Origin of the sequence: Streptomyces sp. NPDC087300, from assembly GCF_044744425.1 — a bacterium.
Classification (GTDB): Bacteria; Actinomycetota; Actinomycetes; order Streptomycetales; family Streptomycetaceae; genus Streptomyces.
Genome location: NZ_JBIUYI010000007.1, coordinates 333491 through 358453, shown reverse-complemented (window position 1 = coordinate 358453; position 24963 = coordinate 333491). Strand labels below are relative to the sequence as shown.

The window sequence follows — 24963 nt, the reverse complement described above, 5'->3', positions numbered from 1 at the left end:
AGGTCGCGTCAGGAAAAGGAGGAGGGTCGGGGTCAGACGCCGAGAGCGGGGAGAATCACGGCGTCGACGTAGGAAGCGAGGAACCGCTGGTCGACCGGGCGGTCCTCGATGAGGTCCCGGGCGACGAAACCGCCGACCAGCATGTGGACGACGTACTCCAGGGCCGGGTTGTCCGCGGCCACTTCGCCGCGGTCCACCGCCCTGCGCAGCAGGTCGTTCAGGCCGCTGAGCTCCGGCTCGACGAGCAGGTTGCGCAGCGCCTGGTGCAGTTCGGGATTGTCGTGGATGGCATGGAACAGACCCCGCATCAGCGCGGCGTCCTTCTCCATCTGACAGTCGTCCGAGCGGGACACCATCTCGTAGAGGTCGCCGCGCAGCGACCCCGTGTCGATGTCCGCAAGCGACGCCGGCTTGTTGTGCCGCAGCGCTCTGGCGATCAGCTCCGGCTTGCTCCCCCACTGGCGGTAGAGGGTGGCCTTGCTGGACCGCGTGCGCGTCGCGACGGCGTCCATGGTGAGCGCCTCGTACCCCACTTCGCGGAGCAGGTCGAGCACGGCCTCGTACAGCTCGGCCTCGCGCTCGGGCGTGATCCTGCTGCGTCGCGTCGTCGCCGACTCGGCCATGGACCGCACCTCCTGCTCCTGAACGAAACGGTTTCGTACGCGACGACTCTACTCCCGCTCCTTAGCGAAACGAAACCGTTTCGTACGTGTGCTGCGCCACAAGTTGCCGGGGCCCGTCCCGCGGAAAAGCATGGTGAGGTGACCGACGCGCGCGACGACTCCCAGCCCGCCCCTGCCCCGGACGACCACGCCTACCTGCGGTTTCCCCATCTCAGCGGCGACCGCCTGTGCTTCGCCGCCGAGGACGACCTCTGGGTGGCCCCGCTCACCGCCGAGGGCGCCCCCGCCGGCCGCGCCTGGCGGCTCACCGTCGACCGCACCAAGGTGAGCCACCCGCGCTTCTCCCCCGACGGCCGCCACATCGCGTACACGACCTGGCGCAGCCTCGACCCGGAGATCCACCTCGCCCCCGTCGCCGGCGGCCCTTCGCGGCGCCTGACCTACTGGGGCAGCACCGACACCCGCGTCTGCGGCTGGACCCCCGAGGGAGACATCCTCGCCGTCTCCTCGCACGGCCAGCCCTTCTCCTACTTCTGCTGGGCCTACAGCGTGCCCACCGACGGCTCCCCCGGCGGCAAGCTGCCCTGGGGCCCGGTCTACGACATCGCGGTCACCGACGCCGTGGCCGACGGCGAGAGCGAGCGCAGGACGCTGCTCCTGACCGGCAAGCCGCCGCACGAGCCCGCCGCCTGGAAGCGGTACCGGGGCGGGGCCACCGGCCGCCTGTGGCTGCACGGCGAACAGCTCCTCGGCGACCTCGGCGGGCATCTGGACTCCCCGATGTTCGTCGCCGGGCGCATCGCCTTCCTCTCCGACCACGAAGGCGTCGGCAACCTCTACTCCTGTCTGCCCGACGGCACCGACCTGCGGCGCCACACCGACCACGACGCCTTCTACGCCCGGCACGCGGCGAGCGACGGCACCCGCGTCGTCTACCAGTGCGGGGGCGGCCTCTGGCTGGTCGACGACCTCGCGGCGGACTCCGTGCCGCGCCGCCTCGACGTGCGGCTCGGCGGGCCGCGGACCGGCCGGCGCGTCTACCAGGTGCCCGCCGCGCAGCACGTCGACGCGCTCTCCGTGGACACCACGGGCCGGGCCAGCGCCGTCGTCGTACGCGGCTCCCTGTACTGGCTCACGCACCGCGACGGCCCCGCCCGCACCATCACCGACACCCCCGGCGTGCGCGTACGCCTGCCCGAGATGCTCGGCACCGGTGGCCAGGTCGCCTACGTCACCGACGCCGGGGGCGAGGACGCCGTCGAGATCGCCTATCTCCCGCGCGCCAGCGGCGACCGCGAACCGCGCAGGCTCGCGGGCGGCGAACTCGGCCGCGTCCAGGAACTGGTCGCCGCCCCCGACGGCGAACGCCTGGCCATCGCCTCCAACGACGGCAGGCTGCTGCTCATCGACGCCACCGAGGACTCCAACGGCGAGGTCACCGAGCTGATCCGCTCCCTCAACGGGCCGGTGCGCGACCTCGCCTTCTCGCCCGACGGCAACTGGCTCACCTGGTCGCACCCGGGCATCGGCCGCTCCCTGCGCCAGATCAAACTGGCCCGCATCGAGGGCCCCGGCGCCCGCACCGTCGTCGACGTCACCAACGGCCGCTTCGAGGACGAGAACCCGGTCTTCACCCGCGACGGCCGCTACCTCGCCTTCCTCTCCTGGCGCGGCTTCGACCCCGTCTACGACGTGCACACCGGCGACCTGTCCTTCCCGCTGGGCTGCCGCCCCTACCTCGTACCCCTCTCCTCCGCGACGCCCTCGCCCTTCGCGCTGCTGCCCGACGGACGCCCCGCCGCGGGCGGCCTCGACCCGAGTGACAGCGGCTCGGGCGACGGCACCACGACGGTGGAGGTCGAGGGCCTGGAGGCGCGGGTCACGCCGTTCCCCGTCGCCGCGTCGAAGTACTCGGCGCTGCACCCCGTCAGCGGCGGCGGCCTGGTCTGGCTGCGCTGGCCGATCTCCGGCGCGCTCGGCGAGACCTTCGCCAACCCGGCCGACACCTCGGGCCGCCCCACCCTCGAATACTTCAACATCACCAAGGCCAAGAAGTCCGCGCTCGTCGACCACCTCGACTGGTTCGCGCTCAGCGGCGACGGCTCGCGGCTGGTGGTCGTCGACGAGGGCGACCTGAGCGCCGTGCCCTCCACCGAGCAGGGCGACGGCGACAGCACCGTCTGGATCGACCTGCGGCGCATCCTGCACGAGGTCGACCCGGCCGCCGAGTGGCGCCAGGCCTACGACGAGGCGGGCCGCATCATCCGCGCCTACTTCTGGGAGCCGGGGATGTGCGGCATCGACTGGGCCGCGGTGCTCGCGCAGTACCGTCCGCTGGTCGAACGGGTCGCGTCCCCCGACGAGTTCGCCGATCTGCTGCGCGAGGTGCTCGGCGAACTGGGCACCTCCCACGCGTACGTCTCGGCGGCCCGCCGCAACGAGGGCCCGCCGCACTACCAGCGCGCGATGGGCCTGCTCGGCGCCAACCTCGTGCGCAGGGACGACGGCTGGATGGTCAAGCGGATCCTGCCCGGCGACTCCTCCGACTCCAAGGCCCGCTCCCCGCTGGCCGGCGCGGGCATCCGCGAGGGCGCGATCCTCACCCACATCGACGGCCGCGCGGTCGACCCGGTGACCGGCCCCTACCCGCTGCTCGCGGCGGCGGGCGGCACCACGGTCGAGCTGACGTTCCAGCCCGCGGAGGGCGAGGGCAGGGCGCGGCGGGTCGCGATCGTCCCGCTCATCAACGAGCGCCCGCTGCGCTACCAGGACTGGGTGGCCAAACGCCGGGGCGTCGTACGGGAGTTGAGCGGCGGCAAGTGCGGCTATCTGCACATCCCCGACATGGGCGGCTCGGGCTGGGCCCAGTTCAACCGCGACCTGCGCCTGGAGGTCTCGCGCCCCGCGCTCATCGTCGACGTGCGCGGCAACGCGGGCGGCCACATCAGCGAACTGGTCGTGGAGAAGCTGACCCGCAAGATCCTCGGCTGGGACCTGACGCGCAACGCCCAGCCCGTCTCGTACGCCTCCAACGCCCCGCGCGGACCCGTGGTGGCCCTCGCCGACGAGGCGACGTCGTCCGACGGCGACATGATCACCGCGGCGTTCAAGCTCCTCGGGCTCGGCCCCGTGATCGGCCAGCGCACCTGGGGCGGCGTGGTCGGCATGACGGGCCGGCACACGCTCGGCGACGGCACGGTGATCACCGTGCCGATGAACGCGGGCTGGTTCGACGCGTACGGCTGGTCCGTGGAGAACCAGGGGGTCTCCCCCGACCTCGACGTGCTGCGCACACCGCTGGACTGGGCGGAGGGCCGCCATGCCCAACTCGACGACGCGGTAAGGGTGGCGCTCGATCTCCTCACGGTGAACCCGGCGGCGACGCCACCGGGTTACTCGGACGTACCGGACCGGCGCCGCCCGAAGCTGCCGCCGCGCTCCTGAGCCGTCTCCGGATGCGCGGCATGATCGAAATGCGAGGTATGTCCGGCCGTGTAAGTCTGGTCGAGGCCCAATCCCCTCACCCAACAACGGGAGTGAATCGCATGGGCATCAAGGACCAGTTCCAGGACAAGGCCAACGACCTCGCCGACAAGGCCAAGGGCGCCATGGGCGGCGCCAAGGACGAGGCGAGCGAGCGGGCTTCGCAGGCTCAGGACGAGGCGAGCGAGCGTGCGTCGCAGGCCCCTGACCAGGCCCGTGAGGCGGCGCAGGAACAGCAGGACAAGTTCGACAGGGACTACGACGCCTGACGCTGCGCTGTGCTTGAGCGGAGGCCCCCCGGGACGCCGGGTGGGCCTCCTCTCGTGGGCCCGTCCCCTGTCCCGCCGCTTCGCGGCGGATGATCCCCACCCGCCCACCCGAATCTCCGCACCGGGTCGCGCCTCGGGTGCGGTCGTGGGGCGGGGCCGCGGCGGTATGTCCGTCCTCGCTATCCCGGTGAACCCTCGTCGCCATGCACCTCGGCACGCGGCCACCAGTGCTCCGGGCAGACATACCGCCGCGTCCCCTCAGGAGCGCTCGCGGCTGCGGACCGGTGGGGTGGGGGGGAAGGCCCGCACCGAGGCGCGGTCGCGGGACCGGCCCGAGGGGACGTGGGGGTATGTGCGCACGGAGCACAAGTGGCAACCGAGGCAAGGAAGCAAGTCCAAGTAACTCCCGCCCCGGGATAGCGAGTACGTACATACCCCCGCGGCCCCGCCCCACAGACGAACCCTGCGCACCAGCCCACCCGAACCCGCACCCGACAGACGAACCCGAACCCCCTGCCCAAGGCGCCCCGCCAGAAACCTCAGGCCCCGGCCCGCGCCCTCTCGTCCGCCGAGCCCCCCGCGCCGACCAGCCCCGTGGAAACGGAGCCGAGGCGCGGCTCGAAGCGCCGCATCTCGCGCTGTCCGACGGCGCCGATCACCCCGGGCAGATACCCACGGATGCCCTGCATCCCCCGCAGCCACCACTGCGCGTACACATGGCTGGAGCGCCGCTCGATGCCCGCGACGATCCGGTCGACGGCCGGACCCAGCGGATACGTCTTGTTGGAGGGCCACGGCAGCCGCTGCCGCAACTCCCGCATCACGTCGTCCTGATCGGCCCCGCGCACCATGTCCGTGTCCGTCCAGGACAGATAGCCGACGCCCACCTTCACGCCCTTGTAGCCGACCTCCGCCCGCAGCGAGTGCGCGTACGCCTCCACGCCCGACTTGGACGCGCAGTACGCCGTCATCATCGGCGCCGGCGTGATCGCGGCGAGGGAGGCTATCTGGAGCAGATAGCCCCGGCTCTCCATGAGCACCGGCAGGAACGCCCGGCCCGTCACCGCGCTGCCGATCAGATTGACCTCGATGACCCGGCGCCACGCGTCGGGGTCGGACTCCAGGAACGGCCCGCCGCTGGCGACCCCCGCGTTGGCGACGACGATGTCGACCTTCCCGAAGCGCTCCTTGACCTCCTGCGCGACCCGCGCCATCGCCACGTGGTCGGTGACGTCCGCGTGCCAGTGGTCGCTCTCGTTGTGCAGCCGCTCCGACACCTGCTTGAGCGCGTCCGGCTCCAGGCCGACGAGCGCGACCTTCGCGCCGCGTGCCGACAGCTTGCGCGCCAGCAGTTCCCCGACTCCGCGCGCCGCGCCCGTGACGACCGCGACCTGCCCCTCCAGGCTGACCCTGCTCATGCGCCCTCCGCCATCCGTGAGTTGACCTGTACGTACGTGCCGACGAGCGACCTGATCCGCTCGGTGACGGCCTCCGGCGCCTCCACGGGCGTCATGTGCCCGACCCCGGCCAGCTCGGTGAGCCCCACGCACTCGGGCAGCGCGGCGGCGATCCGGCGCGCGTGCACGACGGGCGTGAGCCGGTCGACCGTCCCCGCGACGACGGCGGTGGGCACCCGCAACTCCGAGACCCCGTCGTCCAGTTGAAGTTCGTCGAGCACGTGCGACCAGCCGTACCTGACGCCCCGGGGACAGGCGTGCACGATCCGCGCGCACGCGTCGACCCGGTCCGGCGCCGCACCGGGGCCCATGGTCGCGAACTTGAGGATCCGCCTGGCCAGCGGCGTGACCGGCCCGAGCGGCGCCCGCGACCCGAGCACCGACCGGGTCACCCGGGTCCGCACCCGGCCGGCCCGCATCGGCACCACGCGCGCCTCGGCGACCAGCGACGAACTCCCCGTACTGCACAGCAGGACCGCGGCCGCGTGCTCCGTGAACCCGGGCCGCGCGCCCGCCGCCATCACCGTCATGCCGCCCATGGAGTGCCCGGCGATCACCGCCTTCTCGCCCGGTGCGAGCGTCGCGGCGAGCACCGCTTCGAGGTCGTCGGCGAGCGCCCGCGTGCTGTATCCGGCGGGGTCCACCGGCGCCGCGCTGCGCCCGTGGCCGCGCTGGTCGTACGCGATGACCCGGTGGTCGGCGCCGAGCGCCCGTATCTGCGCGGCCCAGAAGGCCGTCGAGCAGGTCCAGCCGTGCGCGAGGACCACGGCGGGCGCGTCGTCGGGGCCGTGCACCTCGACGTGGAGGCGGGCGCCGTCGGCGGAGACGGCGGTCAGTTCGCGGGTGGCGGCGGGCGGCGCGCAGGGCCCGTCCCCGGCGTGGGTCAGCCTGCTCATGCCCCGGCCTCCACCTTCTCGGAACCGGAACCGGAACCGGAACCGGAGCCGGCACCGGACGCGGCCACCGGCTCGTCCTCGACCCGCTCGGGCGCCCTGAGCACCTCGTACTCGGAGAGGTCGACCCGTCGCGTCGCCGCCCTGAACTCGGTCGTCGTGCCGGGCCAGACCGTCGTGTTGACGCCGTTCTCGTCGAGGTACCAGCTGTTGCAGCCGCCGGTGTTCCACACGGTGCGCTTCATCCGGTCCTGCACCCGGCGGTTCCAGGCGCCGACGGCGCTGGGGCGCGGGGCGAGCGCGGCGCGACCGCCGAGGACGTCCAACTGCCTTATGTAGTCGGCGAGATAGTTCAGCTGCGACTCGATCATCAGGATCATCGAGGAGTTCCCGAGACCGGTGTTCGGGCCGATGATCGTCATCCAGTTGGGGAAGCCCACGGCGGTCGCGCCGCGCAGCGACTTCATGCCGTCCTTCCACGTCTCCATGAGGGTGTGCCCCTCGTCGCCGATCACCCGGTCGGCGATCGGCATGTCCGTGACGTGGAAGCCGGTGCCGAAGACGATCGCGTCGACCTCGGTCTCGGTGCCGTCGGCGGCGACCAGGGTGTTGCCGCGCACCTCGCTCAGACCGCTGGCGACGACGTCCACGTTGGGCTTGGCGAGCGCCGGGTAGTACGTGTTGGAGAGCAGGATGCGCTTGCAGCCGATGCGGTACGTCGGCGTCAGCTTGTCCCGCAGGACCGGGTCCTTGATCGCCCGGTACATGTTCCGCTTGGCGATCGACTCGACCATGCCGAGCTCGTTGGGCCGCTTGGTGAACGCCTGGACCTGCAACTCCCTGATGCCCCACAGGAGTCCGCGCCGGGCCTGGGTGGTGAACGGCAGCTGCTTGTGCAGCCAGCGCTCGGCGCCGGTGATGGCGCGGTCGGCGCGCGGCATCACCCACGGGGGCGTGCGCTGGAAGAGGGTCAGCCTGCCGACCTTCCGCTGGATCTCGGGCACGATCTGGATGGCGGAGGCGCCGGTGCCGATCATCGCGACGCGCTTGCCGCGCAGGTCGTAGCCGTGGTCCCAGCGGGCCGAGTGGAAGACCTTGCCGGGGAAGGTGTCGATGCCGGGGATGTCCGGGATCTTGGGGTCGGAGAGCGGCCCGGTCGCGGAGACGACGACGTCGGCGGTGAGCTTCCCGGCGCTGGTCTCGATCTCCCAGCGCAGCTCGCCCGCGTCCCAGCGCATCTGCTTCACCTCGGAGTCGAGGCGGATGTGCGGACGCAGCCGGAACGTGTCGGCGACGTGCTCCAGGTACGCGTGGATGTGCTCCTGCCCGGAGAAGGTGCGCGGCCAGTCCGGGTTGGGCGCGAAGGAGAACGAGTACAGGTGCGAGGGCACGTCGCAGGCGCAGCCCGGGTAGCTGTTGTCACGCCAGGTGCCGCCCACCGCACCGGCCCGCTCCAGGACGACGAAGTCGGTGATGCCCTCGCGGCGCAGCCGCACGGCGGCACCGAGGCCACCGAAGCCGGATCCGATCACCGCCACCCGTACGTGCTCGTGCTCTGTCATTCCGCCGCCTCCCGGAAGTACCCGAACCCTGCCAGTGAACACTGGCGCAATTGGGAGAGTAAGCCAGTCTCGTACTCATGGGTAGGGGTCCGGCGCGGGAAAGTTACCGCCGGTACCGGCGATCGCGGGCCTGGCCGGACCCCCTTCGGGCGGCCCCGGCCTGGCATAGGCTTCCCGCGTGGCAGACGAACGAGCAGGCGGACAGGGGAGCGCGGCGGCCGGTGACGTACGCGAGTACCGCATGGAGGAGCTGGCCAAGGAGGCCGGCATCACCGTGCGCACCGTGCGCTTCTACCGCGAGCGCGGCCTCATCCCGCCACCCCGCCGCGAGGGCCGCATCGCCTGGTACGACGCGCACCACCTGGCCAGACTCCGCACCATCGCCGCACTCCTGGAGCGCGGCCACACCCTGAACGGCATCGCCGAGCTCTCCGACGCCTTCGACAAGGGCCGCGACGTCGGCGAACTCCTCGGCTTCGGCGAGGCCACCGAGGAACAGCCGGTCCGCCTCACCCCCGAGGAACTCGCCGACCACTTCGCGGGCGAGGTCACCCCGGAGAACCTCGCGGCCGCCATGGACCTCGGCTACCTGGGCACCGACGGCGACGAGATCGTGCACATCAGCCGCCGCCTGCTCGACGCGTCATCCACCCTCGTACGCAAGGGAGTTCCGCTGGCCGCGGTCCTGGAGGCGGGCCAGCGGGTGCGCGAACACGCGGACGCGCTCGCCGAGTTGTTCCTCACGGTGATGCGCACGCACGCGCCCGCCACCGCGGAGGTGGACATCGAACAGCTCCGCCCGCTCGCCAAGAGCGTGGTGGAGGCGGAGCTCTCGATGGCCCTCGACCGCCGCCTCAACCAGCCCTGACCCCCGGCTCACCTCACGCGGGAAGCCACCAACGCGCCTTGTAGATACCGCCGTTGACGAGCTTGTAGGAACCGGCGGGCCGGTGCACGCTCACCGTCGTCGTCCACCAGGTCTCACCGAGTCCGCCCTCGGGCACGGTGCTGACGACCTGCCCGGTGCGCGGATCGTTCCCGACGGCCTTCACCGACTTGCGGGAGATCACCTCGTGCCCGGCGAAGTCCTGCACGAAGGTCCCGCCGCGCATGTCGTACTGGAAGACGGCGGCGTTCGTGGTCACCCAGAGCCGCCCGGGGCGCCCCGCCACCGGGAAGAGGTCGTGCCCGCCGGGCGTACGGCCGGGCGTGCCGACCGGCAGCGGGAGCGTCGAGCGCCGCGCGAGCGTGGGCCGCGCGGCGGTGCCGCCCACCGCGAAGGTCACCAACTCGTCGTCGCCGAGGGCCCAGAGCACCCGGCGCGCACCGTCCCAGTGCAGCCCGTGCGCGCCCTTGAGCTCGGCCTCCGCGTACCGCGTGGCCCGCGGCCCCTGCGAGGCCGCGTACAGCCGCACCCGCGCGCCCGTGCTGCACGCGACGGCCACGTTGCCGTCCGGCAGGATCTCGGCGGTGTGCGGATTGAACAGGTCGTCGCCGGGGCCGATCGCCGTGCCCCAGTACCGCCGCCCCGTCGGATGCTCGACGACCGCCACGAACCCGAACGAGGCCGTGGTCAGGACGTAGTTGCGCTTCCGGTGCCTGCGCACCTTCGCCTCGCTCGGGTACACCCAGCTCACGTCCGGCGACAGATCCGCGTACCGCCGGTCGCCGAGCGGCGAGAACTGCCACCTCACGACGGACGGATCGACGGCCGGGTCCCAGGTGCGCCGCCGCGGGTCGAGCACCAGGACGCGTCTGGTGGCCTGCTCGGTGAGCAGCACGGGCGGGGTGCCCGCGGGAACCCCGCCCCCGGCCGCGGCGGACGCCGGAGCGGCGGCGAGGCCGGGCAGCGCGGCGGCGGCACCGGCCCCCGCGACCCCCAGCAGGACGGCGCGCCTGGACGGCGTTGCGGTCATGAAGTCCCCCCGTACGGTCGGCAGTTGGTCATGTACGCGACCGCAATCTGCCATGCCGTACGGGTCGGGGACAGCCCCGTGTCGGACTTTGTGGGGCTAGGGTCTTTCGTTTGGATCAGGCCGGATCAGGGAGCGGGGTCTGGTGCGTGCGATCGCAAGGCGGAGGAGGGCGGCAACGCGGAGCGTTGACAACCGACGACAACGCCGGAGGGGGCACCTCCCTGCTCGAGCGAAGCCGAGAGCTTGGGGGAGGGCGTGCCAGACCACGCGAGCCCGGCCTGATCCAAACGAAAGGCCCTACAGGTCGTAGACCACGGTCACCGGCGCGTGGTCGCTCCAGCGCTCGTCGTGGGTCGCGGCCCGCTCGACGTATGCCTTCACCGCGCGCCCGGCGAGCCCGGCCGTCGCGACGTGGTAGTCGATGCGCCAGCCCGTGTCGTTGTCGAAGGCGCGCCCGCGGTAGGACCACCACGAGTAGGGGCCCTCGACGTCCGGGTGCTGCGCCCGCACGACGTCCTCGTACTCCTCGAAGACCTCGTCCAGCCAGGCGCGCTCCTCGGGCAGGAAGCCGGAGTTCTTCTTGTTGCCCTTCCAGTTCTTGAGGTCGGCCTCCTGGTGGGCGATGTTCCAGTCGCCGCAGACGACGACGTGGCGCCCCTCGGCGGCGGCCCGCGCCTTCAGCCCCTTCAGGTACACGAGGAACTCCCCCATGAACCGGATCTTCTCGTCCTGGCGCTCGGTGCCGACCTCGCCGGAGGGCAGATAGAGGCTGGCCACGGTGACCCCGGGCAGGTCGGCCTCCACGTACCGCCCGCTGCCGTCGAACTCCTCGGACCCGAACCCGACCTGGACCCGGTCCGGCTCGCGCCGCGTGTACAGCGAGACACCGGCGCGCCCCTTGGCTGCGGCGGGCGCGTGCACGACGTGCCACCCCTCCGGATCCCGCACCTCGTCCGGCAGCTGCTTCTCCTCGGCGCGCACCTCCTGGAGGCACACCACATCGGCCGAGGTCCCGGCGAGCCACTCGACGAAGCCCTTCTTGGCGGCCGCGCGCAGCCCGTTCACATTCACGGAAGTCACAGTGAGCATCCCGGCACGATACCGGCACACTGGACGACGGAACCCATCCGACACCGCATAGAAGTACGATACCTCGCATGTCTATCCAGCACCCACCGCACGCCCCCTCCCCCGCCGTCCACCTGCGCACGGTCACCTTCGCGCACCCGGACGCCATCGCCCTGAACGATCGCGTCCAGCTCGAATATGCGGAGCGGTACGGCGACGAGGGCGACGTCACACCACTGGACGCGACCATGTTCGAGCCCCCGCGGGGCATCTACGTCATCGCGTACGACGAACACGGCACCCCGCTGGCCACCGGCGGCTGGCGCTCCCAGGACGAGAACGAGTCGGGCTACGCGGACGGCGACGCGGAACTGAAGCGCATGTACGTCACCCCCGAGGCCCGCGGCCTCGGCCTGGCCCGCCGGATACTCGCGGTCCTGGAGGACGACGCGAAGGCGGCGGGCCGCACCCGCATGGTCCTGGAAACCGGCACGAAGCAGCCGGAGGCGGTCACGCTCTACCTCTCCTGCGGCTACACCCTGGCCCCCCAGAAGTTCGGCCACTACCGCTTCGACGACTTGAGCCTCTGCTACGTGAAGCAGCTGTAGCCCCTTAAGGGGCGCTCTTTAGGGGCGCGGGGAACTGCGCGAGCAACCACGACGCACCCGAGCAGGACAACGAAACGGGCCAAGGCCAACGGTCCAGCCCCGGGCGGAGCCCTAAAGCACCGCCGACCGCAGGTCCAACTCAACAACGGCCCCTCCCCCCTCCCCATTGCTCAAGCACAGCGCAGCGCCAAGCACACGAGCCTGCCCCCGCGCAATCGTCAGCCCGAGCCCGAGCCCCACCCCCGGCCGCCCGCTCCGGAACCGCTGCGGCCCCCCGGACAGCAGCCCCGGCGGAAAACCACCCCCGGAATCCCGCACCCGCACCACCCCACCGTCGACCTCGACGGTCACCGGTGCCGCCCCGTGCCGCAGCGCGTTGCTGACGAGATTGGCCAGGACCCGCTCCACCCGCCGCGGATCCGTCGCGACCCGCACATCACGTACGACCTCGACGGTCACACCGGCCCCGGCCGGGTCACCCGCCGCCCCCGCGTCCGCCGACCTCCGCACCAGCGCACCCAGTTCGCACTCCTCCACCGCGAGCTGCTCGGCGGCCCCGTCCAGGCGGGCCACCTCGATCACGTCGTCGACCAGCTCGCGCAGCCGCTGCGCCGACTCACGCACCAGTTCGGAAGGGCGTCCCGGCGGCAGCAGCCCCGCCGCCGTCACCATGCCCGCCACCGGCGTCCGCAGCTCGTGCGCGATGTTCGCCGTGACCTCACGCTCGGCCTGGAGCCGCGCCGCGAGCGCGTCCGCCATGGTGTTCACGGCGGTGGCCAGCTGGGTGATCTCGTCCTTGCCGTGCAGCGGAAGCCGGGCGGTGAGGTCCCCGTCGGCGATGCGCCGGGCCGCGCCGGCCTTCGCGGTGAGCCGCCGCCCGAGCCGGGTCGCGACGAGCAGCCCCGCCACGCACGCGAGCGCGGTCCCGATGCCACCGGAGATCCACAGCACCCGGTCCAGGTCGCGTACGGTCTCCGCCTCCCTGTCGTAGGGCCGCTTGAGCGCGACGACCTCCTTGCGGTACTTGCTCGCCGCCCAGATCTGCGGCATCTGCCCGCTCCGGTCCAGGAAGACGCCCCAGTTCCCGTCCGCCACGGCGTCGGCCAGCGGCTTCGGCAGGTCGGGCGGGTCGACCAGCGTCCGGTCGCCGTCGATCCCCGCGGCGTGGTCCTGCACGGCCGTCTGGAGCCGGTCCCCTATCTGGCTGCGGGCGCTGGCGAACTGGGCGTCGACGGTGCGGTGGTGCACGAGCAGCCCCATCACGACGGACACCACGGCGGCGGTGCCCGCGATGGCGATACCGATCTTGGTGCGCAGTCCCATGTCTAGAACTCCGGAACGGACAGCCGGATGCCCTGGAACTGCACGTTCACGGCCGCCGCCGGCAGCTCCTCCGGCGTCTTCGGCTCGACGGTCGCCCGCCGGTAGTACGCCACCCGCTCCTGCCTCTCCAGCCCGCTGAGCGTCAGCGTCGCCTCGTACGGCTTCGTGGCACACCCCGGCAGACACCATTCACCACTCAACTTGCCCGTCGCCCGCGCGGTCGGCCCACCCCAGTCCCGCCAGCTCAGCCCGGTCACGGTGACGAGCTCGGTGAGCCCGACCCCGGTCGGCCGCTGCAACGGCTGCCCCATGGCATCGGCCACATAAACGGGCCCGGTCACCTTGGACGGCTCCAGCGCACCCCCCTCCACCCGCAACCCCTCGGGCCCACCACACCCACCGACAAGCACCGCGGCAAGCGCGGAGCCGAGGACGGCGACGGGGTGCTTCAGAGGGCGGACCATGGGACAAATGTATCTAGAGCCGGATAAAGGACACTTTGAGTAACTCCCCACAAAACCTTCGGGGACGCACCTCGACCCACCCGAACACCCCGGGCCGCACCCGGGAACGCAAAAGATCCCGCCCGGTTCGATGAACCGGACGGGATCTTCATGTGCAGTGGACCTGTGGGGATTTGAACCCCAGACCCCCTCGATGCGAACGAGGTGCGCTACCAGACTGCGCCACAGGCCCTTGCAACGAGTGAAACTCTAGCATCCCGATCGGGGTGCTCGGAAATCCGCTCCTCGCTGGTCAGCCAGGGGGATCTCACGACGGCTCACTCGTTCGCCGCGCGCGGCCGCTCGCCGTCCTCGTACTGATCGAAGAGCGGCGTGCGCCCCCGCTCGCGGGCCCGCCGGGCGGACGCCGCGCGCCGGGCGTCGCTGCGCCCGCCGCCGTCGGCACCCTCGGCCCCGTCCATGTCCTCGGCGCCCCCGGCGAGCGCGTCGGCGTCGTCCGCCGCACCGTCCCGCCGGCTCTCGTGCCGCTCCCCCGCGTCCGCCGTCGGCTCCGCGGTGCTCGACCTGGCCGAACTCCACGCGTCGGGGGCGCCCAGGTCGACGTTGCCGGTGGCGCGCGGGGCGACCGGCGCGGTCACGTACGTCGGCAGCGGCACCGGGACCGGGTCCCAGCTGTCACCGCGGCCGGGACCGCGCTGGCGCTCGCGCTGCTGGTCGACCCACTCCGCGTGGTCGGTCTGCTCCACCAGGGCCCTGCGGTCGGCGGCGAGCGCGGAGAGCCCGGTCTCGGTCTCCTGCGCCGGTCCCTCCTCCGCGTCGTCGACGACCGGCTCGGCGCTCTGCGGGCGGCGGCGCGGCTGGCGTTCGCGCAGACGCTGCGCCGCGACCTCGGCCCTGCGCCGGTCCATCGTGTAGACGAAGCGGCGCCGTTCCTGGCCGCGCAGATAGACGATGTACGCGCTCAGCAGCAGCGCGGGCGCCGCGGGCGCCCACAGGAACGCGAGCCCGCCGACCGCCGCGACGACCGCGCCGACCGTGAAGGCGAGGAAGAGCAGCACCGTGGTGCGCCGTCGCCGGGCGAGCACCTTCGAGCGCCGGGCCCGCGCGGCCGCCTCGGCGGACGCGGCACGCTGCGCGCGCGACGCCTGCGGCCGCGGGGCGGGTTCCCGCTCGGCCTCGGACGCGGGTTCGGGATCGTGCTCGGCGCCGGGTCCGGGTGCGGGGCGCGCCTTCTGACGGGCCGGGGGCTCCGCGTGCTGACGGGCCGGGGGCTCGACGTGCTGCCGGGCCGGAGGCTCCACGTGCTGACGGACCGAAGGCTCCGCGTGCTGGCGGGCCGCGTGTTCCGCCCGCTCCGCCCGGGAGTCCCGCTCCACCCGTTCCGCCCGGGAATCCCGTTCCGCCCGGCCGCCCGGAGGCGCGACGAAGCCCCGGACGTCCACCGAGTCGGTGGCGTCGTCCGGGTCGCCGCGCTGTTCACCCTCTTCGGGCGAGCGCGCTTGCAGGTCCTTGGCGTATCGGCGCTCCATGCCCGCCCGTCCGGAAAGCAGCCGGATGGCGGTGCTGAAGCGTTCCGTCGGACGGGCTTCGTTCAGCTCGTCCTGCCTACGGAGCCACATCGGCACCAAGTAGGCGGCCCAGGCCCCGACGATGACTGCGTAGATGAGGCCGCTGCTGCTCACGCTCACACGGTAGAGGGGTTTCCGTGAGGCCATCCGCCAATTGGGCCGGTGTGTCGCACGATCTGGCTGATATCTCGAACTTTTTTTGTGACTGATGCGATCAACAGGCCGCTGCCACCGTGAAATTAATGCCTGAGACAAGCCTCATACGAGCCCGAGACGGTCGATCGCCGATCAATTTCGAACACATATTCCATTTCCGGGGACCGGGAACCGAACTATGCCGTGTTCCGAGGTCGCGCCTGGTGCCAGCGGCGCAACAACCCTTCCGGTACCTCTTCGGCCGTCAGCGCGAAGACGAGATGATCGCGCCACGCTCCGTCGATGTGCAGATACCGGGGCCTGAGCCCCTCTTCGCGGAATCCGAGTTTTTCCACGACCCGGCGACTGGGCACGTTCTCCGGGCGAATACAGACCTCGATACGGTGCAGCCCGACCGAACGGAAGCAGTGGTCGACGGCGAGCGCGACCGCGGTCGGCATCACGCCGCGGCCCGCGACGGACTCGTCGACCCAGTACCCGACGTGCCCCGAGCACATCGATCCCCAGGTGATCCCCGCGACCGTCAACTGTCCGGCGAGGCGCCCCTGGTACTCGATGACGAACGGCAGCATCCGGCCCGCGTTGGCCTCGGCGCGCAGGTGCCTGACCATCTGCCGGTAGGTGGGCCTGTGCACGATCGGGCCGCTCGGCGTGGGCGGCGGGATCGTGGCCTCCCAGGGGCGCAGCCAGTCGCGGTTGCGCCGGTTGACCTCGCGCCAGGCCCGCTGGTCGCGCATCTTTATGGGGCGGAGGGCGATGTCGCCGTCCGTCAGCTCCACGGGCCAGGAAGGGCTGTTCAGCTCGCACCTCCCGAGGGTCTGGGATGGTCGCCGCCGCGCAGCTGGTCCACGGCGTGCGTGAGCAGCGGCTCCAGGACGGCGATTCCGTCGCGTACGCCTCCGGTGGAGCCCGGCAGGTTCACGATGAGCGTACGTCCGGCGACGCCCGCGAGCCCCCGGGAGAGCGCGGCCGTGGGGACCTTGTCCCTGCCGTACGCGCGGATCGCCTCCGCGATGCCGGGCACTTCGTGGTCGATGACGCGACGGGTGACGTCCGGGGTGCGGTCGGTGGGCGAGATGCCGGTGCCGCCGGTGGTGAGGATGACGTCGTAGCCGGCCGCGACGCCCGCGCGCAGGGCCGCCTCTACGGGGTCGCCGTCCGGTACGACCTGGGGTCCCTCGACCTCGAAGCCGAGCGCGGCGAGGCCCTCGGCGAGGATCGGGCCGCCCTTGTCGGCGTAGACACCGGCGGCGGCGCGGTTGGACGCCGTGACGACCAGGGCGCGGCGGGCGCTCACGCGTCCGCTCCCTCGCGGCTCCAGGATCCGGACTTCTCGCGGCTCCAGGTGCCGGACTTCCCGCCGGTCTTCTCCTCCACGCGCACGTCGGTGATGACCGCCCCCTTGTCGACGGCCTTCACCATGTCGATCACGGTGAGGGCGGCGACGCTCACCGCGGTGAGGGCCTCCATCTCGACGCCCGTGCGGTCGGTCGTCTTCACGGTGGCGAGGATCTCGACGGCGTCGTCCGCTACGGAGAGGTCGAGTTTCACTCCGGAGACGGCCAGCGGGTGACAGAGCGGGATCAGGTCGGGCGTGCGCTTGGCGCCCATGATGCCCGCGATCCGCGCGGTGGCGAGGGCATCGCCCTTGGGGACGCCCTCCCCTCGCAGCAGCTCGATCACGCGCGGCGAGACCAGGACGCGGCCGCTGGCACGCGCGGTGCGCGCGGTCACGTCCTTCTCCGACACGTCGACCATGCGGGCGGCGCCCACCTCGTCGATGTGCGTCAGTCGCTGCTGCTCAGGGGCTCCGGGGGTGTCCCCCCGGGAATTCGCGGTCATGTGCTTGGCGCTCCCGGTCCGGGCCCCGCGCGGTGCGGCGCGCGGGCCTGTTGTGCGCGACACGGTACCCCGCGGACGGCCTCCTCAGCCGAGCAGGACCACCTCGACATCGGTGCCGGGCTCCACCGATGTGGTGGCCTCGGGGACGACGATCAGCGCGTCCGCGTGCGCGAGCGCGGCGATCAGATGCGAACCGGAACCGCCCACGGGTGTCACCTGACCGGCCTCCGCGTCGTACGTCCCGCGCAGGAACTGTCGGCGGCCCGCGGGCGAGTTGAGCGCCTTGTCCGCGCTGAGCTCCGCGCGCGCGGTGGCCCTGTGCACGTCGGGCAGGCCCATCAGGGCGCGGATCGCGGGGCGCACGAAGATCTCGAAGGAGACGTACGACGACACGGGGTTGCCCGGCAGCGCGAGGAGCGGCGTGTGGTCGGGGCCGATCGAGCCAAAGCCCTGCGGCTTGCCCGGCTGCATGGCGAGCTTGCGGAACTCCACGCCGCTGCCCGCCCCGATGCCCTCCTCGTCGTCCGGGTCGCCGATGGCGGACAGGGCTTCCTTGACGACGTCGTACGCCCCGACGCTCACGCCGCCCGTGGTGACGACGAGGTCGGCGCGGATCAGCTGGTCCTCGATGGTGGAGCGCAGCGTCTCCGCGTCGTCGGCCACCGCGCCGACCCGGTAGGCGATGGCTCCGGCGTCGCGGGCGGCCGCGGTGAGGGCGAAGCTGTTGGAGTCGTAGATCTGGCCGTCCGCCAACTGCTCGCCCGGCTGGATCAGTTCGCTGCCGGTGGACATGACGACCACGCGCGGGCGCGGGCGCACCTTCACCGTGCCGCGGCCGATCGCGGCGAGCAGGGCGATCTGCGGCGGGCCGAGCACCGTGCCCGCGGTCAGGGCGCGGTCGCCCGCCTGGACGTCGCTGCCCCGCGCGCGCACGTGCGCGCGTGCCTCGGCGGGGCGGTGCACGCGGACCTCGCCCGAGGCTCCCTCGGGGGCCGCGCTGTGGGCGCGCATCCCGGAGACGGGGCCCTCGCCGAGGCCCCCGTCGGTCCACTCCACGGGGACGACGGCCTCGGCGCCGGGCGGCAGCGGGGCGCCGGTCATGATGCGCGCGGCCTGTCCGGCACCGACGGTGGGCTGCGCGCCAGCGCCCGCGGCCACGTCGCCGACGACGGTGAGGACGGCGGGGAACTCCTCGCTCGCGCCCGCGACATCGGCGACGCGCACCGCGTACCCGTCCATGGAGCTGTTGTCGAAGGGCGGCAGCGAGACGGGCACCGTGACGTCCTCGACGAGCACACAGCCCTGGGCGTCGAGGAGTTGGAGCTCGATGGGTTCCAGCGGGCGGACGGTGGCGAGGATGTCGTCCACGTGCTCGTCCACCGACCAGAGGTGGTCCTGGCCGGCCGTCGGTGTCGTCGTGCTGCTGCTCAAAGTGCTACATCTCCTCGGTGACGTAACTGCGAAGCCAGGCCTGGAAGTCCGGGCCCAGATCTTCACGTTCGCACGCGAGTCTGACAATGGCACGCAGATAGTCGCCGCGGTCACCGGTGTCATAGCGGCGGCCCTTGAAGACGACGCCGTGCACCGGGCCGCCGACCTTCTCGTCCGCGGCGAGCTGCTGGAGGGCGTCGGTGAGCTGGATCTCGCCGCCGCGGCCCGGCTCGGTCTTGCGCAGCACGTCGAAGACGCTCGGGTCCAGGACGTAGCGGCCGATGATCGCGTAGTTCGACGGGGCGTCCGCGGCGTCCGGCTTCTCGACCAGGTCGGTGATCTTGACGACGTCGTCGCCGTCGGCGGTGGCCTCGACGGCCGCGCAGCCGTAGAGGTGGATCTGCTCGGGGGCCACCTCCATGAGGGCGATGACGCTGCCGCCGTGCCGCTCCTGGATCTCGACCATGCGGGCGAGCAGCGGGTCGCGCGGGTCGATGAGGTCGTCGCCCAGGAGGACGGCGAACGGCTCGTGGCCCACGTGCGGAGCGGCGCACAGGACGGCGTGACCGAGTCCCTTGGGGTCGCCCTGGCGTACGTAGTGCATGGTGGCCAGGTCGCTGGACTCCTGGACCTTGGCGAGGCGGGCCTCGTCGCCCTTCTTCAGGAGGGCGGACTCCAGCTCGTAGTTGCGGTCGAAGTGGTCCTCCAGGGGGCGCTTGTTGCGGCCCGTGATCATGAGGACGTCGTCGAGTCCGGCGGACACGGCCTCCTCGACCACGTACTGGATCGCCGGCTTGTCGACGACCGGCAGCATCTCCTTGGGAGTCGCCTTCGTGGCCGGCAGGAAGCGCGTGCCGAGGCCGGCCGCGGGGATGACCGCCTTGGTGATCCTGCGGTGGGGGGGGTGAGACTCAGTCATGGCGACCACCATATCCGGTACGTATGTGCGGAATCTGTGGGTCCAGATAATTGAGTGTGATATGCGCGTACGCGGAAGGATTTGTGATTACCGATGAGCGCTACCGACCCCGACGGCCAGCCAACCAAGCGGATGTTGCGCCGAGACCTCATCGCGGTGAGGAACCGGTTGCCTCAGGATGACGCGGAAAAGGCCGCCTCGGTTCTCGCCGGGCGCGCCCTTGAACTGCCCGAACTGGCGCGGGCACACACGGTCGCGGCCTATGTCTCGGTGGGCACCGAGCCCGGCACCCGCGCCCTCCTCGACGCCCTCCACGCGCGCGGGACACGGGTTCTGCTGCCCGTCCTGCTCGCCGACAACGACCTGGACTGGGGGGCCTACGACGGGGCGGACTCGCTCGTCCGCGTGCAACACCAGGGAAAGATGGAGCTGTTGGAGCCCGCGGGAGAGCGTCTTGGCCCCGACGCCGTCCTCGCCGCGGACGCCGTGCTCCTTCCCGGGCTCGCCGTGGACGAGCAGGGGATGCGGCTCGGACGGGGCGGCGGATCGTACGACCGGGTGCTCGCCCGCCTGGAGCGCGCGGCCGTCGATCCCGCGCTCGTGGTGCTCCTGTACGACCCCGAAGTCGTCGCGCGCGTCCCCGTGGAGGCGCACGACCGGCCGGTGCACGCCGTGGTGACGCCCTCGGGCGCGCGCCGCTTCCGCTGACCCCCGTTCCCACCGACGCCGAAAGGGCCCTCCACGCGTGCGTGGAGGGCCCTTTCAGGATGTGCCGTGCACGGTCAGGGGCGCAGGAGCAGCTTGTCGCTCGTGCTGTCCTCGACGGCCTTCTCGGAGTAGGCCCACGGCAGGAGCTCGCCCTTGGCCCACTTGTCGGTCTGGTCGGTGTAGTGCGCGTTGTACGCGTGTCCCGAGGCGCCGGTGAGGTTGATCCACTTGGACTTGTCCATGTCCTTGAGGTTCACCACCATGCGCATCGAGGGCACCCAGACCACTCCGTAGCCGCCCGCCGCGTTCCAGCCGGTGGCATTGACCGCGGCCTCGCCGCCGCCCAGGTTCCACGGGCCGCGGTTGAGCACGAACTGGAGCCAGCCGGGGCCTTCGGTGCCCAGCGTCTGGTTCTTCAGCGTGAGGCGGTGCAGCCGGCCCCAGCTCCAGGTGTCGACGTCCTTGCCGAGCTTGGCCGTCAGGTCCCAGCGCGCGTCCTCAAGGGCCCGCTTGAACAGCTGGTCGCGGGTCTTGGTCTCGTCGTCGGTGCGGGTCGCCGGGGACTTCCACCAGTCGTTGTCCTCGTCGTCGATGATCCTGCGGATCACCTCGTAGTAGCGGTCGCCGCCGTCGGGCTGGGCCGACTCGGCGTCGCGCTCGCCGCACTCGCGGACCTTCTCGCCCTCGTCGGCGGGGCCGGTGTTGCCGGCCGGTTCGACGTTGAGGCACTGGCCCTTGACGCGCAGCTCCTTGGGGAGCTTGTTGCCGAAGGCGAGCTTGAGGATGCTGCGCCAGACAGAGTTGAAGTACGCGGCGGCCGCCGAGTCGGCGTCCTGCGTGTAGTCCCAGCCCTCCAGGAGCTTCTGGGCCTCACGGACGTACTTGTCCTTGACGTCGATCTTGAGCAGCTTGGGCACAAGGAGCTTGGCGATCTCGCTGCTGTTGTCCATCTGCATGAGGCGCATGTCCTCGGTGGAGATCTTGCCGCCGTTCTTGATCTTCGACTGGATCAGGTCGTCGATCCGCTGGCTGCGCGCTCCGTAGCCCCAGTCCGTCGTGAGGTCGTAGGGGTAGCTCTTGCCGACCACGGCCTGGTTGGCGGTGACGATGTAGCCGCGCTTCGGGTCGTACTCGTAGGGCAGCGCGTCCTGCGGGATGTAGCCGGTCCAGCGGTAGGCCGGGTCCCAGCCGGGGGCCGGGAGCGAGCCGTCGCCCTTGCCGCGGACCGGGATCTTGCCGGGCGCCTGGTAGCCGATGTGGCCGTCGGTGTCCGCGTAGATCAGGTTCTGGGAGGGCACTTCAAAAGAAGCGGCCGCCTTGCGGAACTCCGTGAAGTCCTTCGCCTTGTTGAGCTCGAAGACGGCGTCCATGGACTTGCCGGGGGTCAGCGCGGTCCAGCGCAGCGCCACTCCGTAGCCGTCGCCCCGGTCGGGGGCCGCGGTGTCGACGTGGGCCTTCTTGCCGACCTTGACCAGCTCGTCGTCGCGGTCGGAGATCAGCGGGCCGTTGTTGGTCTCACGGACCGTGATCTTCTTCGAGCTGCCGCCCGCGACCTTGATGGTCTCTTCGCGGGTCTTGAAGGGCAGCACCTTGTCGTCGAACTGGTAGCCGTCCCCGGTGAACTTCTCCAGGTACAGGTCCGTGACGTCGGCGCCGAGGTTCGTCATGCCCCAGGCGATCTGCTTGTTGTGGCCGATGACCACGCCCGGCATGCCGGAGAAGGTGTAGCCCGAGACGTCGTACTGGCACTTCGCGGAGACCGAGCGGCAGTGCAGGCCCATCTGGTACCAGACGGAGGGCAGCTGCGGCGCGAGGTGCGGGTCGTTGGCGAGGAGTGGCTTGCCGGTGATGGTGTGCTCGCCCGAGACCACCCAGGAGTTCGAGCCGATGCCGTTGCCGTTCGGGCCGAGGATCGCGGGGACCTCGTCCAGGGCGTTGGACAGGCCGGAGAGCTGGGACTGCAACCCGGACGGCGCCTGTGTGCCGCCGGCGAGACCCGTGCCCGCCGCGCCGTTGGTGCCCGTCTGGGTGCTCGTGGTGCCCTCGGGGTCGTACTCCTTGGTGACGCTGTTGAGGGCGCCCTCCTGGACGATCGGCTTGTTCCGCTTGTACGGATAGGCCGGATACAGATCCTTGATCTGCTCGGGGCCGAGGCGACTCGTCATCAAGGAGCGGTCGATCTCGTCCTGCATGTTGCCGCGCAGGTCCCAGGCCATCGCCTTGAGCCAGGCCACCGAGTCGACGGGCGTCCACTCCTTGGGCGCGTAGTCGTTCTCGAAGCCGAGCGCCGCGTACTCGACGGAGATGTCCTTGCCGTCCTTGCCCTTCAGGTAGGCGTTGACTCCCTTGGCGTACGCCTGGAGGTATTTCTTCGTCTCCGGGGAGAGCTTGGAGTCGTACTCCTTCTGCGCCACCCGGTGCCAGCCGAGCGTGCGCAGGAATTCATCGGTCTTGACCTGGCCCTTGCCGAACATCTCGGAGAGCCGACCGGAGGTCATATGGCGGCGTACGTCCATCTCCCAGAAGCGGTCCTGCGCCTGGACGTAACCCTGGGCCATGAAGAGGTCGGCATCGGAATCGGCGTAGATCTGCGGGATTCCGTTGCCGTCGCGCTTCACGTCGACGTTGCCGGAGAGGCCGTCGAGCTTGATCGTTCCCTTGGTCTGCGGGAAGGAGGCGCGCACGGTGCTGACGCTCCAGTACGCGCCGAAGCCGATGCCTCCGACGATGGCCAGGACCAGGACGATCACGATGAGTCGGGCTCGGCGCCCCTTCTTCTTGCCGGACTTATGGCCGGAAGAGGCGGTGGTGTTGGAGGGCATCGCTGTCCTTGCTGTCCTTACGCGAGCGGCAGGGCGGGCTGTGCTGTCGACGGGGCGGCTCTGGGAGCGCTGGAGCAACTGTAGGCGCAGGGCGTTGCGGCTCCGGACGCGGAGTCAGGAACGCGAGGCCACCGCGTCCGGAACCTACATGCCCGGAGATCGGAAGAGTGTTCGATGGCGTCAAGAAGGCGTTAACAATTAGGTAAGGTAACGAAGTACTTGGCTCGGTACTTGGCTCGCAAGAAGTCCTTGTGCGCGCACGGAGGAAGGAACGGCCCCTGACTGTCCACCACCTCAACCAGCTCCTGCTCGTCTGCTCGCTCGTTCTGCTCGTCGCGGTGGCGGCGGTCCGCATCTCGTCGCGCAGCGGGCTCCCCAGCCTGCTGCTCTACCTCGGCATCGGCGTCGCGATAGGCCAGGACGGCATCGGCAACGTCACCTTCAACAACGCCGAGCTGACGCAGGTCATCGGCTACGCCGCCCTGGTCGTGATCCTCGCCGAGGGCGGCCTCGGCACGAAGTGGAAAGAGATCAAGCCCGCCCTGCCCGCGGCGGCCGCGCTCTCGACGCTCGGCGTCGCCATCAGCGTGGGCGTCACGGCCGCAGGGGCGCACTACCTCGTCGGCCTGGAATGGCGACAAGCCCTGATCATCGGCGCGGTGGTGTCCTCCACGGACGCGGCGGCGGTCTTCTCCGTCCTGCGGAAGGTGCCGCTCCCCTCCCGCGTGACAGGTGTCCTGGAAGCGGAGTCGGGGTTCAACGACGCCCCTGTGGTGATCCTCGTCGTGGCGTTCTCCACGGCGGGCCCGGTGGACGACTGGTACCTCCTGATCGGCAAGATCGCCCTGGAGCTGGCGATAGGCGCCGCGATCGGCCTCGCGGTCGGCTGGCTCGGCGCGTACGGCCTGCGCCACGTGGCCCTGCCCGCCTCCGGCCTCTACCCCATCGCCGTCATGGCCATCGCGGTCGCGGCGTACGCGGCGGGCGCCATGGCCCACGGCAGCGGCTTCCTCGCCGTCTACCTCGCCGCGGTGGTACTCGGCAACGCCAAGCTGCCGCACTGGCCGGCCACCCGCGGCTTCGCCGAAGGGCTCGGCTGGCTCGCCCAGATCGGCATGTTCGTCCTGCTCGGCCTCCTGGTCACCCCGCACGACCTGCTCGACGACACCTGGCCCGCGATCATCATCGGCCTGGTCCTGACGATGGTGGCGCGCCCCCTGGAAGTCGCGCTCAGCCTGCTGCCCTTCCGCATGCCCTGGCAGGAGAAGGCGCTGCTCTCCTGGGCCGGGCTGCGCGGCGCCGTGCCCATCATCCTGGCGACCATCCCGATGGTCGGCGGCGTCGAGGACAGCCAGCGGATCTTCAACATCGTCTTCGTCCTGGTCGTCGTCTACACCCTCATCCAGGGCCCCACGCTGCCCTGGCTGGCCCGCAAGCTGCGCCTGGGCGACTCCTCGGAGGCCGCCGACCTGGGCGTCGAATCGGCGCCCCTGGAGCGGCTGCGCGGGCACCTGCTCTCGGTGGACATCCCCAAGGGATCGCGGATGCACGGCGTAGAGGTGGGCGAGCTGCGGCTGCCCCAGGGCGCCGCGGTCACGCTCGTCGTGCGCGACGGCGAATCGTTCGTTCCGCTGCCCGCCACGGTGCTGCGGCGCGGCGACGAGCTGCTCGTGGTCGCCACCGACCCGGTGCGGGACGCCGCCGAGAAGCGACTGCGCGCGGTCGGCCACGGCGGAAAGCTCGCCGGATGGCTGGGAACCACTGGAGAAAAGCACTAATCGTAGGTGGCAGGGGTCTCATCGGCTGCAATCACAGGGCCAGATGAGGCCGTTCCCTGTACGATGAAGGCAC

At 71.3% G+C, this 24963-nt stretch carries 21 protein-coding genes and 1 tRNA gene; 6 read left to right on the top strand and 16 right to left on the bottom strand.

Annotated elements, in window-relative coordinates; translation table 11 throughout:
• Positions 1–32: 32 nt before the first annotated feature.
• The gene (locus tag ACIO9J_RS29930) at positions 33–623 is read right to left on the bottom strand and encodes a TetR/AcrR family transcriptional regulator (RefSeq protein WP_402006309.1); all 591 of its coding nucleotides are present in this window, start codon (positions 621–623) and stop codon (positions 33–35) included.
• Between the two features lie 138 nt (positions 624–761).
• On the opposite strand from ACIO9J_RS29930, the gene ACIO9J_RS29925 reads away from it, so the two are divergent.
• Positions 762–4067 (top strand): S41 family peptidase, encoded by a 3306-nt coding sequence (locus ACIO9J_RS29925; RefSeq protein WP_402006304.1) that lies wholly within the window; start codon positions 762–764, stop codon positions 4065–4067.
• Between the two features lie 101 nt (positions 4068–4168).
• A complete protein-coding gene (locus ACIO9J_RS29920) occupies positions 4169–4375 on the top strand; it encodes a hypothetical protein (RefSeq protein WP_402006301.1) in 207 nt (68 codons plus the stop codon).
• Between the two features lie 539 nt (positions 4376–4914).
• Here ACIO9J_RS29920 and ACIO9J_RS29915 read toward each other — a convergent pair.
• Genes ACIO9J_RS29915 through ACIO9J_RS29905 form a run of 3 tightly spaced genes read right to left on the bottom strand, consistent with a single transcriptional unit; the run spans position 4915 to position 8287 of the window.
• Complete coding sequence (locus ACIO9J_RS29915; RefSeq protein ID WP_402006298.1) at positions 4915–5793, bottom strand: SDR family oxidoreductase; 879 nt, start codon at positions 5791–5793, stop codon at positions 4915–4917.
• The gene (locus ACIO9J_RS29910; protein WP_402006295.1) at positions 5790–6728 is read right to left on the bottom strand and encodes an alpha/beta fold hydrolase; all 939 of its coding nucleotides are present in this window, start codon (positions 6726–6728) and stop codon (positions 5790–5792) included. Before ACIO9J_RS29910 ends, ACIO9J_RS29915 begins: the two co-directional genes overlap by 4 nt.
• A complete protein-coding gene (locus ACIO9J_RS29905; protein ID WP_402006292.1) occupies positions 6725–8287 on the bottom strand; it encodes a flavin-containing monooxygenase in 1563 nt (520 codons plus the stop codon). The genes ACIO9J_RS29910 and ACIO9J_RS29905 overlap by 4 nt, the downstream gene beginning before the upstream one ends.
• A 241-nt stretch (positions 8288–8528) precedes the next feature.
• On the opposite strand from ACIO9J_RS29905, the gene ACIO9J_RS29900 reads away from it, so the two are divergent.
• A complete protein-coding gene (locus tag ACIO9J_RS29900; RefSeq protein WP_402006813.1) occupies positions 8529–9155 on the top strand; it encodes a MerR family transcriptional regulator in 627 nt (208 codons plus the stop codon).
• A gap of 13 nt (positions 9156–9168) precedes the next feature.
• On the opposite strand, the gene ACIO9J_RS29895 is transcribed toward ACIO9J_RS29900, so the two are convergent.
• Both ACIO9J_RS29895 and ACIO9J_RS29890 read right to left on the bottom strand, forming a co-directional pair.
• On the bottom strand, positions 9169–10203 hold the full coding sequence (locus tag ACIO9J_RS29895; protein ID WP_402006289.1) for a DUF6528 family protein: 1035 nt from the start codon (positions 10201–10203) through the stop codon (positions 9169–9171).
• Between the two features lie 297 nt (positions 10204–10500).
• On the bottom strand, positions 10501–11292 hold the full coding sequence (locus tag ACIO9J_RS29890) for an exodeoxyribonuclease III (RefSeq protein ID WP_402006286.1): 792 nt from the start codon (positions 11290–11292) through the stop codon (positions 10501–10503).
• A gap of 68 nt (positions 11293–11360) precedes the next feature.
• Here ACIO9J_RS29890 and ACIO9J_RS29885 point away from each other — a divergent pair, with 68 nt between their 5' ends.
• The gene (locus ACIO9J_RS29885; protein ID WP_402006283.1) at positions 11361–11879 is read left to right on the top strand and encodes a GNAT family N-acetyltransferase; all 519 of its coding nucleotides are present in this window, start codon (positions 11361–11363) and stop codon (positions 11877–11879) included.
• Positions 11880–11990: 111 nt separating this feature from the next.
• On the opposite strand, the gene ACIO9J_RS29880 is transcribed toward ACIO9J_RS29885, so the two are convergent.
• The 9 genes from ACIO9J_RS29880 to galU all read right to left on the bottom strand — a co-directional run bounded on the left by ACIO9J_RS29880 (position 11991) and on the right by galU (position 19582).
• On the bottom strand, positions 11991–13202 hold the full coding sequence (locus ACIO9J_RS29880; RefSeq protein WP_402006280.1) for an ATP-binding protein: 1212 nt from the start codon (positions 13200–13202) through the stop codon (positions 11991–11993).
• 2 nt (positions 13203–13204) lie between these two features.
• Positions 13205–13666, bottom strand: a complete 462-nt coding sequence (locus ACIO9J_RS29875) for a hypothetical protein (RefSeq protein WP_402006277.1) — start codon at positions 13664–13666, stop codon at positions 13205–13207.
• Between the two features lie 158 nt (positions 13667–13824).
• A tRNA-Ala gene (locus ACIO9J_RS29870) sits at positions 13825–13898 on the bottom strand.
• Positions 13899–13983: 85 nt separating this feature from the next.
• Positions 13984–15348 carry a gephyrin-like molybdotransferase receptor GlpR gene (gene glpR / locus ACIO9J_RS29865; RefSeq protein ID WP_402006274.1) on the bottom strand — a complete coding sequence of 455 codons (1365 nt, stop codon included), beginning with the start codon at positions 15346–15348 and terminating at the stop codon, positions 13984–13986.
• 218 nt (positions 15349–15566) lie between these two features.
• Positions 15567–16169, bottom strand: a complete 603-nt coding sequence (locus tag ACIO9J_RS29860) for a GNAT family N-acetyltransferase (RefSeq protein ID WP_402006271.1) — start codon at positions 16167–16169, stop codon at positions 15567–15569.
• Positions 16170–16186: 17 nt separating this feature from the next.
• On the bottom strand, positions 16187–16687 hold the full coding sequence (locus ACIO9J_RS29855) for a molybdenum cofactor biosynthesis protein B (protein ID WP_402006268.1): 501 nt from the start codon (positions 16685–16687) through the stop codon (positions 16187–16189).
• Positions 16684–17232, bottom strand: a complete 549-nt coding sequence (gene moaC, locus ACIO9J_RS29850; protein WP_402006265.1) for a cyclic pyranopterin monophosphate synthase MoaC — start codon at positions 17230–17232, stop codon at positions 16684–16686. Before moaC ends, ACIO9J_RS29855 begins: the two co-directional genes overlap by 4 nt.
• An 84-nt stretch (positions 17233–17316) precedes the next feature.
• Positions 17317–18663 carry a gephyrin-like molybdotransferase Glp gene (glp, locus tag ACIO9J_RS29845; protein WP_402006262.1) on the bottom strand — a complete coding sequence of 449 codons (1347 nt, stop codon included), beginning with the start codon at positions 18661–18663 and terminating at the stop codon, positions 17317–17319.
• A 4-nt stretch (positions 18664–18667) separates the two neighbouring features.
• Positions 18668–19582 (bottom strand): UTP--glucose-1-phosphate uridylyltransferase GalU, encoded by a 915-nt coding sequence (gene galU / locus ACIO9J_RS29840; protein ID WP_402006259.1) that lies wholly within the window; start codon positions 19580–19582, stop codon positions 18668–18670.
• Positions 19583–19675: 93 nt separating this feature from the next.
• Here galU and ACIO9J_RS29835 point away from each other — a divergent pair, with 93 nt between their 5' ends.
• The gene (locus tag ACIO9J_RS29835; RefSeq protein ID WP_402006256.1) at positions 19676–20290 is read left to right on the top strand and encodes a 5-formyltetrahydrofolate cyclo-ligase; all 615 of its coding nucleotides are present in this window, start codon (positions 19676–19678) and stop codon (positions 20288–20290) included.
• Between the two features lie 74 nt (positions 20291–20364).
• Here ACIO9J_RS29835 and ACIO9J_RS29830 read toward each other — a convergent pair whose 3' ends face one another.
• Positions 20365–23112, bottom strand: coding sequence for a penicillin acylase family protein (locus tag ACIO9J_RS29830; RefSeq protein WP_402006253.1), 2748 nt, complete (start codon positions 23110–23112; stop codon positions 20365–20367).
• A 251-nt stretch (positions 23113–23363) separates the two neighbouring features.
• Here ACIO9J_RS29830 and ACIO9J_RS29825 point away from each other — a divergent pair, with 251 nt between their 5' ends.
• Entirely contained in the window at positions 23364–24890 is a 1527-nt protein-coding gene (locus ACIO9J_RS29825) for a potassium/proton antiporter (protein WP_402006249.1), read from the top strand.
• The last annotated feature ends 73 nt before the right edge of the window (positions 24891–24963 follow it).

What these genes read in the sequence shown, in the direction of transcription:
- moaC (WP_402006265.1), bottom strand. Translation starts at nt 17,232, where the DNA reads ATGACCGCGAATTCCCGGGGGGACACCCCCGGAGCCCCTGAGCAGCAG.
- ACIO9J_RS29875 (WP_402006277.1), bottom strand. Translation starts at nt 13,666, where the DNA reads ATGGTCCGCCCTCTGAAGCACCCCGTCGCCGTCCTCGGCTCCGCGCTT.
- galU (WP_402006259.1), bottom strand. Translation starts at nt 19,582, where the DNA reads ATGACTGAGTCTCACCCCCCCCACCGCAGGATCACCAAGGCGGTCATC.
- ACIO9J_RS29905 (WP_402006292.1), bottom strand. Translation starts at nt 8,287, where the DNA reads ATGACAGAGCACGAGCACGTACGGGTGGCGGTGATCGGATCCGGCTTC.
- ACIO9J_RS29915 (WP_402006298.1), bottom strand. Translation starts at nt 5,793, where the DNA reads ATGAGCAGGGTCAGCCTGGAGGGGCAGGTCGCGGTCGTCACGGGCGCG.
- ACIO9J_RS29920 (WP_402006301.1), top strand. Translation starts at nt 4,169, where the DNA reads ATGGGCATCAAGGACCAGTTCCAGGACAAGGCCAACGACCTCGCCGAC.
- ACIO9J_RS29910 (WP_402006295.1), bottom strand. Translation starts at nt 6,728, where the DNA reads ATGAGCAGGCTGACCCACGCCGGGGACGGGCCCTGCGCGCCGCCCGCC.
- ACIO9J_RS29900 (WP_402006813.1), top strand. Translation starts at nt 8,529, where the DNA reads ATGGAGGAGCTGGCCAAGGAGGCCGGCATCACCGTGCGCACCGTGCGC.
- ACIO9J_RS29880 (WP_402006280.1), bottom strand. Translation starts at nt 13,202, where the DNA reads ATGGGACTGCGCACCAAGATCGGTATCGCCATCGCGGGCACCGCCGCC.
- ACIO9J_RS29890 (WP_402006286.1), bottom strand. Translation starts at nt 11,292, where the DNA reads ATGCTCACTGTGACTTCCGTGAATGTGAACGGGCTGCGCGCGGCCGCC.
- ACIO9J_RS29895 (WP_402006289.1), bottom strand. Translation starts at nt 10,203, where the DNA reads ATGACCGCAACGCCGTCCAGGCGCGCCGTCCTGCTGGGGGTCGCGGGG.
- ACIO9J_RS29930 (WP_402006309.1), bottom strand. Translation starts at nt 623, where the DNA reads ATGGCCGAGTCGGCGACGACGCGACGCAGCAGGATCACGCCCGAGCGC.
- ACIO9J_RS29885 (WP_402006283.1), top strand. Translation starts at nt 11,361, where the DNA reads ATGTCTATCCAGCACCCACCGCACGCCCCCTCCCCCGCCGTCCACCTG.
- ACIO9J_RS29835 (WP_402006256.1), top strand. Translation starts at nt 19,676, where the DNA reads ATGAGCGCTACCGACCCCGACGGCCAGCCAACCAAGCGGATGTTGCGC.
- ACIO9J_RS29830 (WP_402006253.1), bottom strand. Translation starts at nt 23,112, where the DNA reads ATGCCCTCCAACACCACCGCCTCTTCCGGCCATAAGTCCGGCAAGAAG.